Origin of the sequence: Celeribacter sp., from assembly GCF_048266405.1 — a bacterium.
Classification (GTDB): domain Bacteria; phylum Pseudomonadota; class Alphaproteobacteria; order Rhodobacterales; family Rhodobacteraceae; genus Celeribacter.
On the sequence record NZ_JBLWZO010000008.1, the window covers coordinates 52,499 to 69,738 of the forward strand.

Annotated in this window: 17 protein-coding genes; 15 read left to right on the forward strand and 2 right to left on the reverse strand. The window is 56.5% G+C overall.

Features of this window, described 5'->3' with window-relative positions; all coding sequences use genetic code 11:
• Positions 1–2: 2 nt before the first annotated feature.
• The 3 genes from betB to ACN0TS_RS14050 all read left to right on the forward strand — a co-directional run bounded on the left by betB (position 3) and on the right by ACN0TS_RS14050 (position 3,885).
• Complete coding sequence (gene betB / locus ACN0TS_RS14040) at positions 3–1,463, forward strand: betaine-aldehyde dehydrogenase (RefSeq protein WP_417259993.1); 1,461 nt, start codon at positions 3–5, stop codon at positions 1,461–1,463.
• A gap of 10 nt (positions 1,464–1,473) precedes the next feature.
• Positions 1,474–3,132 (forward strand): choline dehydrogenase, encoded by a 1,659-nt coding sequence (betA, locus tag ACN0TS_RS14045; RefSeq protein ID WP_417259994.1) that lies wholly within the window; start codon positions 1,474–1,476, stop codon positions 3,130–3,132.
• Positions 3,133–3,201: 69 nt separating this feature from the next.
• Complete coding sequence (locus ACN0TS_RS14050) at positions 3,202–3,885, forward strand: haloacid dehalogenase type II (protein ID WP_417259995.1); 684 nt, start codon at positions 3,202–3,204, stop codon at positions 3,883–3,885.
• 54 nt (positions 3,886–3,939) lie between these two features.
• On the opposite strand, the gene ACN0TS_RS14055 is transcribed toward ACN0TS_RS14050, so the two are convergent.
• The gene (locus ACN0TS_RS14055; protein WP_417259996.1) at positions 3,940–4,686 is read right to left on the reverse strand and encodes a ribonuclease activity regulator RraA; all 747 of its coding nucleotides are present in this window, start codon (positions 4,684–4,686) and stop codon (positions 3,940–3,942) included.
• Between the two features lie 121 nt (positions 4,687–4,807).
• Between ACN0TS_RS14055 and ACN0TS_RS14060 the strand changes: the two genes are divergently transcribed.
• The gene (locus ACN0TS_RS14060; RefSeq protein WP_417259997.1) at positions 4,808–5,119 is read left to right on the forward strand and encodes a cupin domain-containing protein; all 312 of its coding nucleotides are present in this window, start codon (positions 4,808–4,810) and stop codon (positions 5,117–5,119) included.
• 61 nt (positions 5,120–5,180) lie between these two features.
• On the opposite strand, the gene ACN0TS_RS14065 is transcribed toward ACN0TS_RS14060, so the two are convergent.
• On the reverse strand, positions 5,181–5,924 hold the full coding sequence (locus tag ACN0TS_RS14065) for an SDR family NAD(P)-dependent oxidoreductase (RefSeq protein WP_417259998.1): 744 nt from the start codon (positions 5,922–5,924) through the stop codon (positions 5,181–5,183).
• 488 nt (positions 5,925–6,412) lie between these two features.
• Here ACN0TS_RS14065 and ACN0TS_RS14070 point away from each other — a divergent pair, with 488 nt between their 5' ends.
• The 11 genes from ACN0TS_RS14070 (at position 6,413) to ACN0TS_RS14120 (ending at position 17,238) form a co-directional block, all read left to right on the forward strand.
• A complete protein-coding gene (locus ACN0TS_RS14070) occupies positions 6,413–7,096 on the forward strand; it encodes a GntR family transcriptional regulator (RefSeq protein ID WP_417259999.1) in 684 nt (227 codons plus the stop codon).
• A 356-nt stretch (positions 7,097–7,452) separates the two neighbouring features.
• Positions 7,453–8,439 (forward strand): TRAP transporter substrate-binding protein, encoded by a 987-nt coding sequence (locus ACN0TS_RS14075; RefSeq protein ID WP_417260000.1) that lies wholly within the window; start codon positions 7,453–7,455, stop codon positions 8,437–8,439.
• A gap of 93 nt (positions 8,440–8,532) precedes the next feature.
• A complete protein-coding gene (locus ACN0TS_RS14080) occupies positions 8,533–9,063 on the forward strand; it encodes a TRAP transporter small permease (protein ID WP_417260001.1) in 531 nt (176 codons plus the stop codon).
• 1 nt (position 9,064) lies between these two features.
• Positions 9,065–10,345 carry a TRAP transporter large permease gene (locus ACN0TS_RS14085; RefSeq protein ID WP_417260002.1) on the forward strand — a complete coding sequence of 427 codons (1,281 nt, stop codon included), beginning with the start codon at positions 9,065–9,067 and terminating at the stop codon, positions 10,343–10,345.
• Positions 10,346–10,561: 216 nt separating this feature from the next.
• Complete coding sequence (locus ACN0TS_RS14090; protein WP_417260003.1) at positions 10,562–11,116, forward strand: carboxymuconolactone decarboxylase family protein; 555 nt, start codon at positions 10,562–10,564, stop codon at positions 11,114–11,116.
• 115 nt (positions 11,117–11,231) lie between these two features.
• Positions 11,232–11,897, forward strand: a complete 666-nt coding sequence (locus tag ACN0TS_RS14095) for a DsbA family oxidoreductase (RefSeq protein ID WP_417260004.1) — start codon at positions 11,232–11,234, stop codon at positions 11,895–11,897.
• A 31-nt stretch (positions 11,898–11,928) separates the two neighbouring features.
• The gene (locus ACN0TS_RS14100) at positions 11,929–12,537 is read left to right on the forward strand and encodes a TetR/AcrR family transcriptional regulator (RefSeq protein ID WP_417260005.1); all 609 of its coding nucleotides are present in this window, start codon (positions 11,929–11,931) and stop codon (positions 12,535–12,537) included.
• A 93-nt stretch (positions 12,538–12,630) separates the two neighbouring features.
• Entirely contained in the window at positions 12,631–13,614 is a 984-nt protein-coding gene (locus tag ACN0TS_RS14105) for a hypothetical protein (RefSeq protein ID WP_417260006.1), read from the forward strand.
• Between the two features lie 149 nt (positions 13,615–13,763).
• Positions 13,764–14,894: a cytochrome-c peroxidase gene (locus ACN0TS_RS14110; RefSeq protein WP_417260007.1), complete on the forward strand. Its 1,131-nt coding sequence runs from the start codon at positions 13,764–13,766 to the stop codon at positions 14,892–14,894.
• A 169-nt stretch (positions 14,895–15,063) separates the two neighbouring features.
• A complete protein-coding gene (locus tag ACN0TS_RS14115) occupies positions 15,064–16,233 on the forward strand; it encodes a pyridoxal phosphate-dependent aminotransferase (RefSeq protein WP_417260008.1) in 1,170 nt (389 codons plus the stop codon).
• Between the two features lie 57 nt (positions 16,234–16,290).
• Positions 16,291–17,238: a 2-hydroxyacid dehydrogenase gene (locus tag ACN0TS_RS14120; protein ID WP_417260009.1), complete on the forward strand. Its 948-nt coding sequence runs from the start codon at positions 16,291–16,293 to the stop codon at positions 17,236–17,238.
• The last annotated feature ends 2 nt before the right edge of the window (positions 17,239–17,240 follow it).

Sequence of the window (17,240 nt, forward strand, 5' to 3'; positions counted from 1 at the left end):
ATATGACACCGACCTATCAACCCACCGCCAGTCATTTCATCAACGGCCACTACGTCGAAGATACCGCAGGAGAGATCATCGAGGTGATTTACCCGCACACTGGTGCGGTGATTGCCACTTTGCACGCCGCTACGCCCTCCATCATTGAGGAAGCTTTGGACAGCGCGAAAGCGGCCCAAGTCGCTTGGGCGGCGCTGTCGGGCTCTGAGCGCGGGCGGGTGTTGCGCAAGGCGGCAGACATCATGCGTGAGCGTAACCGCGCTCTGTCCGAGATCGAAACGCACGATACGGGTAAACCTTTGTCCGAAACGCTCGTGGCCGATGCCGCCTCTGGCGCGGATGCGCTTGAGTATTTCGGCGGATTGGCGGGAACTTTGACGGGCGAACATATCCCGATTGCGGGCGGTGATTTCGTCTACACACGCCGCGAGCCCTTGGGCGTTTGTGTCGGCATCGGCGCATGGAACTACCCCATTCAGATCGCCAGTTGGAAAGCGGCGCCCGCGTTGGCCTGCGGCAACGCAATGGTGTTCAAACCCTCCGAAATGACGCCGCTCTCGGCGCTCAAACTCGCGGAAATCCTCATTGAGGCTGGCGCGCCTGCGGGCCTGTTCAACGTGGTTCAAGGTTACGGCGCGGTTGGCGCGTCACTCGTCACAGATCCGCGCGTCGACAAAGTCTCGCTCACAGGCTCTGTGCCCACGGGTCGCAAGGTCTACGCCGCTGCTGCTGAGGGTATCCGCCATGTGACGATGGAGTTGGGCGGCAAATCCCCCATCGTGGTGTTTGATGATGCGCATTTAGAGAATGCTGTTTCCGCCGCAATCAACGGCAATTTCTACTCCACGGGACAGATTTGCTCCAACGGAACTCGGGTGTTTGTCCAAGACGCGATCTACGACCAATTTGTCGCCCGCGTCGCGGAGCGCATGGACGGCGCGGTGATCGGTGATCCGATGGATGAGGCCACCACCGTTGGTCCGATGGTCTCCGATAAACAACGCGCGATTGTCGCCAAATACATCCAGATTGGCCAAGACGAAGGGGCGCGTCTGGTCAAAGGTGGCAAGGTGATTGAGGGCAAGGGATTTTACATCGAGCCCACGCTATTTGCCGATGTCACGGACGAGATGACCATCGCCCGCGAAGAGATTTTCGGCCCTGTGATGTCGGTGCTGCGGTTCAGCGATGAGGCCGAGGCCATCGCCCGCGCCAATGACACCGAGTTTGGACTGGCGGCTGGGGTCTTTACCTCTGATCTTACCCGTGGGCACCGTGTGGCGGCTGCATTTGAGGCGGGCACCTGTTATATCAACGCCTACAATCTCACCCCTGTGGAAGCCCCCTTCGGGGGCGTGAAAGCCTCGGGTGTCGGTCGTGAAAACTCCAAAGCCGCGATTGAGCATTATAGCCAGATCAAGACCGTCTATGTCGGAATGAACGACACCGAAGCCGCGTTCTAAAGGAGCGATCATGCACGCTGATTACATCATCATCGGCGCAGGCTCTGCGGGCTGCGCCATCGCTTATCGTCTCTCTGAGGCAGGCAAAAAGGTCATCGTCATCGAGCATGGCGGCACCGATGCGGGGCCGTTCATCCAAATGCCAGGTGCGCTGTCCTATCCGATGGGGATGAAGCGCTATGACTGGGGATTTGAAAGTGCGCCCGAGCCGCATCTGGGCGGGCGTCGTTTGGCGACTCCGCGCGGCAAGGTCTTGGGCGGCTCGTCGTCGATCAACGGTATGGTCTATGTGCGCGGTCATGCGCGTGACTTTGACACGTGGGCCGAAATGGGGGCGCAAGGGTGGGCCTATGCTGATGTGCTGCCCTATTATAAACGCATGGAAAACTGGGATGATGGCGGCCACGGTGGTGATCCTGAGTGGCGCGGCCACGACGGCCCGTTGCATGTCTCACGCGGCAAGCGCGACAACCCGCTCGTCACCGCCTTTGTCGAGGCTGGCGTGCAGGCGGGCTACCCCAAAACGCCCGATTATAACGGCGCACAACAAGAGGGCTTTGGTCCCTTCGATGCGACGATTTACAAAGGCGAGCGGTGGTCGTCCTATAAAGCCTATCTCAAACCGGCTTTGGCCACAGGCAACGTGACGATTGTGCGGGCCTTGGCGCGTAAGATCGTCATTGAAAATGGTCGCGCCACGGGCGTTGAGGTGACGCGCAAAGGTAAGGTCGAGGTGATCCGCGCGGATGCCGAAGTGATCGTCTCGGCCTCGTCGATTAATTCGCCCAAGTTGTTGATGCTCTCGGGCATTGGCCCCGCCGCGCACCTGATGGAACACGGGATTGAGGTGGTCGCGGATCGCCAAGGGGTCGGGCAGAACCTGCAAGATCACCTTGAACTCTACATCCAACAGGCCGCAACCAAACCTGTGTCGCTGTTCAAATACTGGAACCTGTTGGGCAAGGCGTGGGTCGGGGCGCAATGGCTGTTCACCCGCACGGGCATCGGTGCGTCAAACCAGTTCGAAAGCACGGCCTTTATCCGTTCCAAAGCGGGCGTTGAGTATCCCGATATGCAGTATCACTTCCTGCCCATTGCTGTGCGCTACGATGGCAAAGCCGCCGCCGAGGGCCACGGCTACCAAGCTCACGTTGGCCCGATGCGCTCGAAATCACGCGGTGCGGTGACACTTGCCTCACGTGATCCTGATGAGGCTCCCAACATCACATTCAACTACATGTCGCACCCGGAGGACTGGAGCGATTTTCGCACCTGTATCCGTCTGACCCGCGAGATTTTCGGCCAAGATGCCTTTGCGCCATTTCGGGGCCATGAGATCCAACCGGGGGAGCAGGTGCAAACGGATGAGGCGCTTGATGAGTTCATTCGTGAACACGTCGAGAGCGCCTATCACCCCTGTGGTACCTGTCGCATGGGTGCGGTGGACGACCCGATGGCCGTGGTCGATCCTGAATGCCGTGTCATTGGCGTGGCAGGGCTGCGGGTGGCGGACAGTTCGATCTTTCCGCAGATCACCAATGGCAACCTGAACGCCCCCTCGATTATGACGGGGGAAAAGGCGGCGGATCATATCCTTGGCAAAGCGCCACTGCCGCGCGACGAGTCTACGCCGTGGATCGCGCCCGACTGGCAGCGCGCGCAACGATAGCATAGCGTCTGGTCTTGGCGGCAGTCCGTCTGTTAGGCTCGTCTTACGCCTCACGTGAAAGGAAACGTCATGCCGCTCAAAGCCATCGCATTCGACGCCTACGGGACGCTGTTCGATGTCTATTCTGTCGGGGCCTTGGCCGAGGAAATATTCCCCGCAAAGGGAGCGCAATTGGCGACGATCTGGCGCGACAAGCAGATCGAATACACCCGCCTGCGCACCTTATGCGATCAATACGCGGACTTCTGGCAGGTCACTGAGGACGCGCTTGTCTATGGTTGTGCGGCCTTGGGGCTGACGCTTGATGAACCTGCGCGGGCGCGGTTGATGGGGGCCTATGCCGAGCTGACGGCCTTTCCCGAGAATGCTCGTGAACTGACGCGCCTGAAAGAGGCGGGCGTGCCCTTATCGATCCTGTCAAACGGCACTCCGTGGATGTTGGAGCAGGCAGTGAGCGCATCGGGCCTGTCGGGATTCTTTGACCATGTGTTGAGCGTTGATCGTGTCAAAAAGTTCAAAACCGCCCCTGAGGCCTATCAAATGGGGCCAGATACGTTTGACTGTGCGGCCCGTGATATCCTGTTTGTCTCATCGAACTGTTGGGACATTTGCGGGGCGACGTGGTTCGGTTATCGCACGATATGGCTCAACCGCTATGGCCTTCCACTTGATCAACTCGGCGTCGAGCCGCATCGCATTGGAACGTCTCTGGCCGATGTGGCCGATTTCGCGTTGGAACTCGCGCATGAGTGACGATCTATCCCGCGAGGGATGAGGTCGTTGTCTTTTGACGAGAGCCAGCCAAAGTCAGCCGCGTGAGGTTGCGGCTTTCCATGCCTCGAACCGAACGAGCGTATCCGGGTCGGTTGGCGGGTAAAGCCCGATAACCGCAACGCCGCGCAGGATTTCTTCCAAAACAAAATCCTCGAACAGTTCCATCGGAGCGCCTTCTTCGGCGATGTCATCGGCGAGGTGGCGTGGGATGACCATCGTTCCATCCGCATCGCCCACGATGATGTCTCCCGGATAGACCGCGACACCGCCACAGCTAATGGGCACGTCAATGTCGATGGCGTGATGTTTGGTCAGGTTGGTGGGGGCGGAGGGTTTGGCCGCAAAGACGGGCATCTCCAATTTGGCGGCTCCCGCTGCATCACGAATGCCGCCGTCGGTGACAACGCCCGCGCCGCCGCGCACGTGCAGGCGCGTCAGTAGAATAGAGCCTGCTGAGGCCGCCGTTGCGTCTTGGCGGCAATCCATGACCAACACATGACCCGCAGGGCAGGTCTCAATCGCGACACGCTGCGGGTGATCGGGTTCACGAAAGGCCTCAATCGGATCGGTGTCCTCACGCGCCGCAATGTAGCGCAGGGTAAAGGCAGGACCGACCATACGCGGACCATCAGCGGCCAACGGTGAGACGCCTTGGATGTAACAGCTCTTGAACCCCTTTTTGTAGAGCAGGGTCGCAATGGTTGCGGTGCTGATCTCCTTGAGGCGGGGCAACGTATTCGGGTCGAGAGGGATGTCTGCGGCGGGGCGTGGGTTTGGCATGAGATATCCTATCCGTGGTGTGGCGGTGGAAAAGCAAGAGACAGCAAAGCGCCTTTTACGATCAATTTAATACTAGTATACAAGATTCGATAGCATTGGATCAGCACATGGAGACTTTAAGATGAGCAAATTTCCCGTCGTTAAAACTGGCGAAGACGTCACTCGACAGGTTTTGGCCGATCACCCCGAGTTGATGGTTGTGGCTTTTCGGTTCGGGGCTGTGGGGGCCGAAGGTGCATTGCATCACCATCCCCATGTTCAATCGACCTTTGTCGAAAGCGGACGGTTCCGGTTTACGGTGGGGGACGAAGTGACCGATGTCGGTCCGGGCGATAGCTTTGTAATCCCGAGTGAGGCCGTGCATGGCTGTGTTTGTCTGGAGCCGGGCACTTTGGTGGATTGTTTCACCCCACGGCGTGACGATTTTCTGTAATACGTTGAAGTCACTGACCTTAGGGTGAGACTCCGGCGCGCCTTAACGCGCCGGATTTCGTTTAGCTGAACAACATGCCGCCGTTGATATCGACATTCGCGCCTGTGATGAACGCGGATTGATCGCTGGCCAGATAGGTGACCAGATTTGCAATATCCATTGGAGTGCCTTGGCGTTTGAGCGGGGTTGCACCCTCAACGATCTTGCGCACTTCAGGCTTGGTAAAGACGTTGTGGAAATCGGTGTCGATCATACCAGGGCAGATCGCATTGACGCGCACATCGGGGCCAAGCTCCTTGGCAAGGCCGCGTGTCATGGTCATCACGGCCCCTTTGGATGTGGCATAGGCCACAGCGCCGCCGCCGCCGCCATCACGGCCTGCTTGGCTCGCAAGGTTGACGATGGCACCGCTTTTGAGGTGGGGCAGGCAGGCTTTGACCATCAAGAACGTGCTTGTAAGGTTGAGGTCCATCACCGCATTCCAATGCTCAAGCGACATCTCCGCGATGGTTTTGCGGGCGATCAAGCCGCCCGTGTTGTTGACCAGAATGTCGACGCCGCCAAATTCGGCAACGGCTTTGGCGACCAAGGCCTCTGCGCCCTCTTGGGTGTTGAGATCGCCCTGAAGTGCGAAGGCTTTTCCGCCTGCGGCTGTGATCTCGGCGACGGCACTGTCAGCGCCTTCGCTGCTCGAGAAATAGTTGAGGGCAACGTTTGCGCCCTCTTGGGCCAGTCGCATAGCGCATGCGCGCCCGATGTCACGGCCTGCGCCCGTTACGATGGCTGTTTTACCCTGAAGGTTCATACGTATTCTCCTAAATCTATGTGGTCAGACGCCCTTGTGACGTCGAAAGCGTTGGGCCGACACCGTGATTGTTTGGGCAGCGGCGGTGAGATGACTGGGTCACAATCGCCACCTTGGACATAGGGGCGCAGGACGGGTATTAGGACGCGGACAATGTAGGGATGAACCGCAAGTTGTGGTCGTAAATCGCCTCGTCATCATGGGATATTACGGTCATGGACCATAGAATCGTTTCTTTTCTCAAACTGGTATACTAGTAATTAAACTGGGATGCCAGAAATTTCTGCCCTCTTCTGGCAACCAGTGACGGTTCCCTAAGGTAAGTTTGAAGCGAAATTTGGATGTAGGACTGGCCTGAAAAGGGTGTGGCGTAGGTCACAGGTCGTCAAGGTTGAAGTCGTCCATTTGTGGCGTAAAATGATCCCGTTCGAGAACTAGCCGCCAGAACAGTATTGGGCTATGAACGGGCCAACGAGGAGACACGAAGCATGGATCAGATTACTCAGTCCCGTGATAGTCGCACGAATGTGGATATCATTTTTGACCATCTTTATGATGAGATTGCGTCTCTGCGCTTGCTGCCCGGCACCAAGTTGTCCGAGGCCGATGTCGCGGCCCGTTTTGGCGTGTCGCGCCAACCTGTTCGGGATGCTTTTAGCCGTCTCGAAAATCTCGATCTGCTGCTCATTCGCCGCCAAAAGGCGACCGAGGTGAGACGGTTTTCTCTGCAAGCTATTAAGAAGACACGATTTATCCGCTCCGCTGTCGAGGCTGAGGTGCTGCGTCGCGCGGCGCGTGAGTGCGGTGTTGCTGACGGTGAATTGCTTGATGCCTGTCTGGACCAACAGCGTGCGGCTGTTGCGGCCTTGGATCATGGCGCGTTTGGCAAATTGGATTATGAATTCCATCGCGCCCTTTGTGAAATCGCGGAAGTGCCTTTCGCCTTTGATGTGATTTCGGCGGAGAAGGCCAAAGTCGACCGCCTGTGTTTGTTAGGCCTGTCCAAGCAGGACAGAATGCCCATGTTGCTGGCGGATCATGAGGCAATTGCCGAGAAGGTCAAAGCGGGAGATGCCGAGGGCGCGGTCGAGGTCGGCATGGCGCATTTGGCGCGGCTCGACGACACGATTGAAGCCATCACCAAACAGCATAGCAATTACTTCGAAGCCTGACGTCAGCTTACATTTCGACCAATTTTAGTGGGAAGAGGCTAGGTTAGGGGGCGCGCTTTATGCGTGCTTTCCGGCGGAGCTATGTCGCCCTGATATCCACCAATTCCGCTTGGGCGCATAAGTGGCGGCGTTGCCTGTGTCGGGCGCGTTGCTCCAAGGCGCTAAAAAGAATCCCATTACTTTCAATGTGTTGTCTGAATTATCGGAGGAAATCGCCCGCTTTTGGCTACAAGTTTTTGACAGCCCAGATTCACTGGTATACTAGTATTAGTCGCAGGCCATGAGTCGAGCCAAGGGGAGAGCCTCACGGGTGCGGCGCGCTATGGATGCAGTCAAATTGATCAGGGAGGATCACTATGAGTTTTCTAAATGGATTTAAAAAAGCGGCATTGGGTGCCGTGTTCGTCGGGACAGCCGCAACGGCGGCAGGTGCCGTCGAGCTGCGTGGGTGGAACATCCACGTCGAGGAATACCCCGTGTCCATCGCAATGGATTCCTTTATGGCGGACGTCGCCGAGCGCACCAACGGCGAAGTGACAGGCAAGACCTATCACAACGGCGTTTTGGGCAGCCAGCCTGACGCCATCGAACAGATCCGCCTCGGCGTGATCGACTTTGGTGAATTCAGCCTCGGGCCAATGGGGCAGTCGATCCCAGAGACCAACGTGGTCTCCTTGCCCTTCATCTTCAAAAGCATCCCGCAGATGTACGAATTGATGGACGGCGAAGTCGGTGAAGCCATCGGCGAAGGCATGAAAGCCAAAGGCATCGTTCCTCTCGGTTGGTATGACGCCGGTGCGCGTTCCTTCTACAACTCGGTGCGCCCGATCAACACGCCCGCCGATGTCGAAGGTCTTAAAGTTCGCGTGATGAGCAACGATCTCTTCGTCAAAATGGTTGAATCCATGGACGGGAACGCGACACCGATGGCCTTCGCCGAGGTTTATCAGTCGATCAAAACCGGTGTTGTGGACGGTGCGGAAAACAACCCGCCATCCTATGAGTCCACCAACCACTATGAAGTTGCGAAATACTACTCTCTGACCGAGCACCTGATCATTCCCGAGTGCCTCTGCATGAGCCTGAAAACTTGGGAAAAACTGACCCCAGAGCAGCAGGAAATCCTCAAGGATGCAGGTCACAAGAGTGCGCTTCTCCAGCGTGAGCTTTGGGCCGAGCGTGAAGCTGCAAGTATGGCAACAGTTCAAGCTGGTGGTACTGTCGTCAACAAGATCGCTGACAAAGCACCGTTTCAGGCCGCTATGGCACCTGTCTACGAGAGCTTTCTCGCCGACAATCCTGACCTGACCGATCTGGTCAACATGATCCGCAACGCGGACTAATCCGGCGTTGATGTCTAAGGGGCCCGTTTGACTTGGTGCAGGCGGGCCTTTTGGGTCTCATACGGTTCGCTCCATCGCTATGCGGAGGTTCTGATGTCGCATACATCCCCATTCCTTGCGTTTCTTGAACGGGCGTTAGATTTCATTCGCGCTACGTGTCTTGTGATCGCTTCCGTCTCTCTCGTTGTTCTGATTGTCACCTTCGGGTGGCTCGTCTTCGGGCGCTATGTTCTCAACGTCACGCCGACGTGGGTTGAACAGCTCGCGCTCTTGCTAATCTGTTATATCGCCTTTCTGGGTGCCGCTGCGGGGGTCAAGGAAGACACCCACATCGGTGTGACCCTGTTTCGTGACATGTTACCCTTTGGTCCTCAAAAGGTGATTATGATTTTCATCGATATTGCCTTGGCCATTTTTGGCGCAGTGATGTTGATTGCGGGTATCTCGTTGATGAAGTTTGGTTGGGCAACCTTGCTGCCAATGCTCGACATTCCTGAAAGCTTCCGGACCTTGGCGATCACCTCGTGTGGCGCTCTGATCCTGTTGTTCTCCGGAACCCGCGCACTCGTCCGCATCTTGAAATTCGGGGCGTGGTCGCCCACTGACGCATATAAGGAAAACTGATATGGGATTGGCCATTTTGCTCGGCGTTTTTGGCGTCGGCGTTGTGATCGGATTTCCGGTCGCCTTTGCTATGGGTATTGCTGCGGCCTCCGCGTTTTGGTTCGAGGGCTTTCCAATGCTCATCACGTTCCAACGCGCGACAGCAGGTGTCACGGTGTTTTCCTTGCTCGCGATTCCGTTCTTTGTCTTTGCAGGTGAGATCATGCTGCACGGGGGCATTGCCTCGCGGTTGGTCAAATTGGCCTCCGCTTTGGTCGGGCACCTGAAGGGGGGATTGGCGATGGTCAATATCTTCTCCAGCATGTTGTTCGGGGGGATTTCCGGCTCTGCTGTTGCGGATATTTCGGCCCTCGGATCGCTCTTGGTTCCTGTGATGAAAGAGCGCGGGTATCGCCCTGATTTCGCGGTCAACGTCACTGTGACCTCATCCATTGCGGGCATCGTGATCCCGCCAAGCCATAACATGATCATTTTTGCTGTGGCCGCGGGTGGGGGCATTTCGGTGTCCAAACTGTTCCTCGCAGGTGTGATCCCGGGCATTCTGATGTGCGTGAGCTTGGCAATTGCGGCCTATATCCTGTCGATCAAGCACAACTACCCTTCCGAGCCGTTCCCTGGTTGGCGTGCTGTGGCGGCTGCTTCTGCCGATGCTATTCCAGGCTTTATGACGGCTGTGATCATCGTTGGCGGCACGCTCTCAGGTGTGTTTACCGTCACCGAGTCCGGCGCGTTCGGGGCGCTCTATGCGGTGCTTTTGACAACCCTCTATTACCGCAGCTTGAGCTGGGCTTCGTTCAAACTCGCCGTTATGGGCGCCGTGCGTACCACAGCGATGGTGATGATCCTGATCGCCTTTGCCAGCTCGTTTGCCTACCTGTTGGCGCTCTATCAAGTGCCGTCGAAGCTGAGCTACCTGTTGGTGTCGATCTCGGACAATCCGATTGTGATCTTGTTGATGATCAACGTGATTTTGTTGATCCTCGGGATGATCATGGACATGGCCGCGTTGATCCTGATCTGTACGCCGATCTTCCTGCCAATTGCGGTTGGTCTTGGCATGGACCCGATCCAGTTCGGTATTATGATGCTGATCAACCTCGGTCTCGGCCTGTGTACGCCACCTGTTGGGACATGCCTGTTTGTGGGCTGTGCCGTTGGGCGGATCAAGATGGAAGAGGCGCTTAAATCAATCTGGCCATTCTATCTGGCTATTTTGGTTGCTCTGCTCTTGGTCACTTATATCCCAGGCATCTCGCTCTGGTTGCCATCACTGTATGACTAAACGAGGGAGGGCGGGTTTCCCGCCCCCTTTATCCCATCTTTACGAGTGCTGCCCTGCGTCACATCTGTGCGCAGGGCTTTTTCGTCATGCGGTATGTGATGCGCGCGACCTCACGTTTGAGTGATCACTCAACTTTAGGTATTGAGCAATCACTCAAACACCTCTAGCTCTGTGTTCAACGACAAATGAACGCACACCCAAGGAGCTAAAAACACCATGACTGATTTCACCATTCACACCATCGAAAGCGCCCCCGAAGAGTCCAAGGCAGGCCTCGAAGCCTCGTTCAAAGCCAATGGCCGCGTCCCCGGCTTGCACGGCGTCATGGCCGAGGCTCCCGGCCTCTTGGCGACTTACCATTTCGCCCATGCACAATTCATGGCGACGAGCCTTGATGACGAAGAAAAAACCGTTGTCTGGCAGACCGTGAACGTCGAGCAAAACTGCCACTACTGCGTTCCGGCCCACACGGGCATCGCCAAAATGATGAAGGTGGATGACGCCATCACCGAGGCGCTGCGCAATGAAACGCCGCTGCCCACTGCCAAATTGGAAGCCCTACGCGACTTTACCCTCAATGTGGTGCGTAACCGCGGGTTCGTCGATGAGGCCGCCACACAGGCGTTCCTCGATGCGGGCTACACACAGCGCCAAATTCTTGAGGTGATCTTGGGCGTGGCTCAAAAGGTGATGTCGAACTACACCAACCACTTTGCCCAGACCCCGATTGACCAAGTGTTCCAGAAGTTCGCTTGGCAAAAAGCCGAGTGAGTGCTGACTAAATAACGGCGTGGCCCGCTTATCCGAGCGGGCCGCCCCCTTGTGTGAGGGCGATGGTTTCGTTTAACCGTGCCCCGATGAGCCGCATTGTGCCGTAGGAGGCGATATGACCGACCAAACATCTTCTCAAGCAACCCCGTTGCGCATTGATATCATCTCCGATGTGATGTGCCCGTGGTGCATTATCGGTTATCGGCAACTCGCAACGGCCCTTGTGGTCAAAGGCGTGGATCACGACATCCATTGGCATCCCTTCGAGTTAAACCCGAATATGCCGCCCGAGGGGCAGGATATGCGTGAGCATCTGGCCGAGAAATACGGTACTACCCCCGCGCAGTCCGATGAAAACCGTAAGCACCTGACAGCCCTTGGTGCTGACCTCGGGTTCGAGTTCGGCTTTGACGACGGCTTTAGGATGCACAACACATTCAATGCCCATCAGCTTTTGCATTGGGCGGACGGGCAGGGGCGCAAGCACGACCTTAAGCAAGCCCTGTTTGCCGCGCATTTCACCAATGGCCGCAATTTGTCGGATGTTGCCGTACTTGCTGACGTCGCCGCCGAGACCGGCTTGGACCGTGACGAGGCGCTCGCCGTGCTACGAGATCAGCGCTTTGCCAAGGCCGTGCGCGAGGAACAACGGTTCTGGACTGAGCAAGGCATCCAAGGCGTTCCCGCGATTGTGTTTGATCGCAAACATCTGGTGACAGGGGCGCAAGGCGTTGATAGCTATATCAGCATCCTTGATCAGCTCGCTCAAATGCGCAGCTGAGGAGCCCCAAACGCGTCGAGAGGACAACCCTATGGCCCGTGCCGCCCCCTATGATCGCGACGCTGCATTAGATGCGGCGATGACGCTGTTCTGGGACAAAGGCTATCATGCGACGTCGCTCAAAGACCTTGAGGCGACGCTCGGGATGAAGCCCGGCAGCATCTATGCCGCTTTCACCAGCAAGGAAAATCTCTACCTGTTGGCGTTGGAGCGTTATTTCGAGGCCTCTCGTTCGTCCGTTCGTCGCGCAATGGCGCAGGCTGCGAGCCCGCTTGCGGGGCTTGCAGATCATTTGCGTGGTTTTGCGAAATTGCCGCCCCATGACAAAGCCCGCCAAGCCTGCATGATGACAAAGACACTGATCGACACGCGCACCACCGACCCCGCGATTGTGGAGAAAGCCCGTGCCTATCTGAGTGCGATGCAACAGGAATTCAGCGCCTGTTTTGCGCGGGCTGTGGCGCAGGGGGAATTGCCCGAGACGGCGGACCCTGATCGCCTCGCAAGGCGCTATCTGGCCAATATTTCGGCCCTGCGCCTTGAGCTCGCCCGTGGAGCACCGTCTGAGGATGTTCACGCCCTCGCCGAGGATATGGCACTCGAAATTGAGGGGATGCGCATCGCCGCGCCTGCGCCCTGATCGGAGAAGATCGCAGGCATCTGTCGCAATTGTATAAAATGCATGCGCAAACTTGCACCGAGTTTTTACGCCTTTACTCTACACCTGCGCCCCATGACACATTCAAAGCGTAAAACCCTGTTCGTTCACTTGGGCACCGAGAAAACCGGCACTACATCTGTGCAATCCGTCCTGACCCGTCATGAGGCGACGGTGCGAGCGGCGGGTGTCAGCTATATCAAGGCGTTTCGGCGTGGTGTGTGCCACAACAGTCTGACGCGCATGATGCGTGACGATCACAACGACGATCTCATCCGCGAAAAGATTTCGCGTGAAATGAGGTATACACAGCAAAAAAATCTGTTGATTTCCACCGAGACGGCCTTTGGGAAATACTCAACAAAAAAGATGATAAATGTCTTTCAAGGTATTGAAAGTTTGGAAATAAAGCCGTTTTTCTATTTTAGGCGACAGGATCTATTCCTCGAAAGCCTAGCCAAGCAACGCGGCAAAACGGGCAATCTGGCGGGGGACTATCTGCCCTTCATTCTCGCCCGCCGTGAGAAAGCCGACTACGCTGATTTTTTGCGCAGCATGCGCAGGCAGTTCCAAGACATCAATTGGGCGGCGCATTTGTATGACCGAGCGCACCTGCGCCAACAAGATGCGGTGAGCGATCTGTTCCATCAGATTGGTTTGGACCGGTTGGCCGTGGCGAAAGACACCAAAATGACGGCCAATCGCACGCCTTCATTGCCGTTTATTGCGGCCTTATCGGAATGCGCGTTTTCCGATCCGTCCGAGCGCCGCGCCTTGTTGCGCTGCGCCATGGATCAGTCTCCTGCGGCGTTCTTTAAATCGGGCGATGTGTTGACCGCCGAACAGCGCGAAGAATTGATGGATGGGTATCGGGACTGCAATGCCTATATGTCGGAGGAAGTCGGCGTTGATCTGACCAAGCTGTTTCATGACGATGTGTCATGGGCAGGTGCATCTCATGCCATTACCGACCCTGAAGAATGGGCGTGGGCCGTTCAGGCCGCCCGCCTAGAGATCGAACGCTTGACCAGGATGGTGAGACACGCATCTGCGGCTTAACAACCGCGTCCCAACATGGCTTGTGTGGGGCACACGTCGGTGGCGCATTGTTTTTGCGGGTTTGACATGCGTCAAATCGCACCCCCTCTTTCTATTTTAAAGGGAGGGCGCTATATCCGACAAAAGAACTCTGAAATTAGGTTACTCACATGGCATCCCTGACACGTCTCGCCGCGATTGGTCTGTTCTCTACGCTTGCGACAGGCGGACAAGCTCAGAGCATTGAAACGCTCGATGACTTGGGGGAGGCTTTGTTTTTCGATGTGAACCTGTCGCAAAACCGCACGCAGTCCTGTGCCTCGTGCCATGATCCCGATCACGGGTTTGCTGATCCGCGTGGCGCGGCGTCCATTGGGGATGATGGTGAGTCTTTGGGTGACCGAAACGCGCCGACCGTGACTTACGCCGCGCTCACGCCGGTTTTTCATCACAATGAGGATGGAAATTGGGTCGGCGGACAATTCCTTGATGGCCGGGCTTCTACATTAGAGGAACAGGCGGGTGGGCCGCCATTGAACCCGATTGAGATGGGCATACCTGATGAGGCATCTGTTGTGGCGCGGTTGCGCGAGAATGCGGACTACGTAGAGGCTTTCGAGAGCCAGTTCGGGGCAGGTGTCTTGGATGATGTGGACATGGGATTTGACGCCATGACCAATGCCATTGCCGCCTTCGAGCGCCGCGATAGCTTTTTCCCCTTTGACAGCAAATATGACCGCTACCTGCGTGGCGAGGTGGACTTGACGCGCGAAGAGTTGCTCGGCGAGACGCTATTCTTTTCGCAGCAGTTCACCAACTGCAACCTGTGCCACCAGCTTCAGCCACGCCCCGGAATGGAGCGGGAGACATTCACGAACTATGAATATTTCAACATCGGCGTGCCAAATAACATCGAATTACGCGAGATGAATGGCCTAGAGTTGGACAAAACGGACAATGGTCTCGCCGATACGCCCGAGGCGAAGGCCCCCGAAAATTATGGTAAATTCAAAGTGCCAACCCTGCGCAATGTGGCCGTCACAGGCCCATATATGCACAACGGCGTGTTTGAGGATTTGCGCACGGTGGTGCTGTTTTATAATCGGTACAACTCCAAAGCCGCTGAGCGGCAGATCAATCCCGAAACAGGGAAGGTATTCGGACCTGCGCCCGTGATGCAGACTTTGGCTGTGCAGGAGTTGACCGAGGGGGATGCGCTCAAAGACGCTGAAATCGATGCGCTCGTGGCCTTTATGAAGACCTTGACGGACGCACGATACGAGTATTTGCTCGACGATTAACCCGGCAGTTTCTGACGACAACTCTCTTGTATGGCATGGGCTGCGCAATCGCTTTGCTGGCCCTGTGCGCATTCGCGGGATTTGCGGACTTCCTTTCACTTTTTGTTTGGTATACCAAAACTGAAAGAGCCTGCGGCAATCGTGGGGATGGCGGTAGGGAGGAGCCTTTATGTCCGATTTGATCTTTGCAGATAGTCTGTCCCGTTTGGGAACTGAGAGCGCATTTATGGTGTTGGCCCGCGCGGGAAAACTTGCCGCTGAAGGCCGAGACATCATCAACCTCGGAATCGGTCAGCCCGATTTCCAAACCCCCGATCACATCGTCGAAGCGGGTATTAAGGCCCTCAAAGACGGTCATCACGGCTATACGCCCGCCAACGGATTGCCCGTGTTGCGCGAAGCTGTGGCCGCCGATTTGCACCGTCGCCACGGCGTCGAGGTGAACCCCGATAATGTTGTCGTTGTCCCCGGTGGTAAGCCGACAATGTTCTTTGCGGTGCTGATGTTTGGCCAACCCGGCACGGAGATCATGTACCCCAACCCCGGTTTTCCGATCTATGAAAGCGTCATCAAATATTCGGGCGCCACACCTGTGCCGATCGGATTGAACGAGGAAAACGGTTTTGCGTTCAAGGCCGAGGATGTTCTGTCCAAAATCACGGATAAGACGCGCCTGATCATCATCAATAGCCCCGCAAACCCGACAGGTGGCGTGACGCCGAAGGAAGAAATCGACAAACTCGTCAAAGGCTTGTTGGATCATCCCCATGTCGCACTTTTGTCCGACGAGATTTATTCCCAGATGCTCTATGGCGGACGTGAACACGTCTCTCTGTTGCAGTATCCCGAAATCCGTGACCGTCTTATCATGTTGGACGGATGGTCGAAAACCTATGCCATGACGGGCTGGCGGTTGGGCTATGCGGTGTGGCCCGATGCGGCGGTGGATCACGTGACACGCCTGTGCATCAACGACCATTCCTGCGTCAATGCCTCCGCGCAATATGCGGGTCTTGCGGCGCTGACAGGACCACAAGATGCGGTAACGTCGATGGTGGCGCAGTTCGACAAGCGGCGAGAGGCGATTGTCGCGATACTCAACGATCTCCCCGGAGTGCGCTGTGCCGATGCAGGCGGCGCGTTTTATGCCTTCCCTAATATCGAGGGCACAGGCCTGAGCGCGATGGACGCGCAAAACAAGTTTCTCGACGAAGCGGGTGTCGCAACCGTTGCGGGCACTTCCTTTGGCGCATGGGGGGAAGGCTATCTGCGGTTCTCCTATGCCAACTCACTCGACAATATCGAAGAGGCTATTTCACGCATTCGCAAGCTGCTTTGAGCGTGATTTGAGCGTTAAACTTGCACAAATCGAACAATTTTTCCGAAAGGACGACCTATGACTGATACACCTCTCCTGATCGTCGGCGCCCCTGTAACTGACGAGGAACGCGCCCGTTTGGACGCCGCATACCCGTCGGTTTTTGTCGCCACAAATGCAGACATGGCAGCCCTGGATGCCGCCACCCGTCAGGGTATAAAGGCGATGGCTTACAAAGGCCACGATCCGCTCGGCGGAGATCAAATGGACCTGTTTGAAAACCTTGGCGTGATTGCGAATTTTGGTGTCGGCTATGACGCCATTGACGTTGATGCCGCCACCGCGCGCGGGATCAAAGTCACCAATACCCCCGACGTTCTCAATGATGACGTTGCCGATTTGACCGTGGGCATGATGCTCGCCTATGCGCGTGATCTTGTACGTGGCGACGCGTGGGTGCGCGACGGGACGTGGGCTTCGGGCAAGCCGCTTCCGCTCAATCGTAAAATGTCCGGAGCCTCTGTTGGTATCGTTGGCATGGGGCGCATCGGGCGTGACATTGCGGACCGATTGGCGGCGTTCAAAATGGACATCCACTATCATGCTCGCTCCGAAAAAGAGACGCCGAACTGGACCTATCACGCTGATGTTGTCGAGATGGCAAAAGCCGTCGATTGGCTCGTGATCGCGATTGTTGGCGGGGAATCCACCCGCAATTACGTGAGCAAAGAGTGCATCGAGGCGCTTGGGCCTCGCGGTGTTGTGGTCAATATTTCGCGCGGCACAACCGTGGACGAGGGCGCGCTTTTGGATGCTCTGGAACAAGGCGCGATCGAAGGTGCTGCTTTGGATGTGTTCCTTGGCGAGCCTAAAATTAATGAGCGTTTCTATGCGCTTAAGAATGTTCACCTGCAACCGCACCAAGGCTCCGCAACGGTGGAAACACGCCGCGCAATGGCCGAAGTGCAGCTGTCAAACGTTGTGGCATTTCTCGAAGGGCGTGACCTCGTCACGCCTGTGAACTAAGG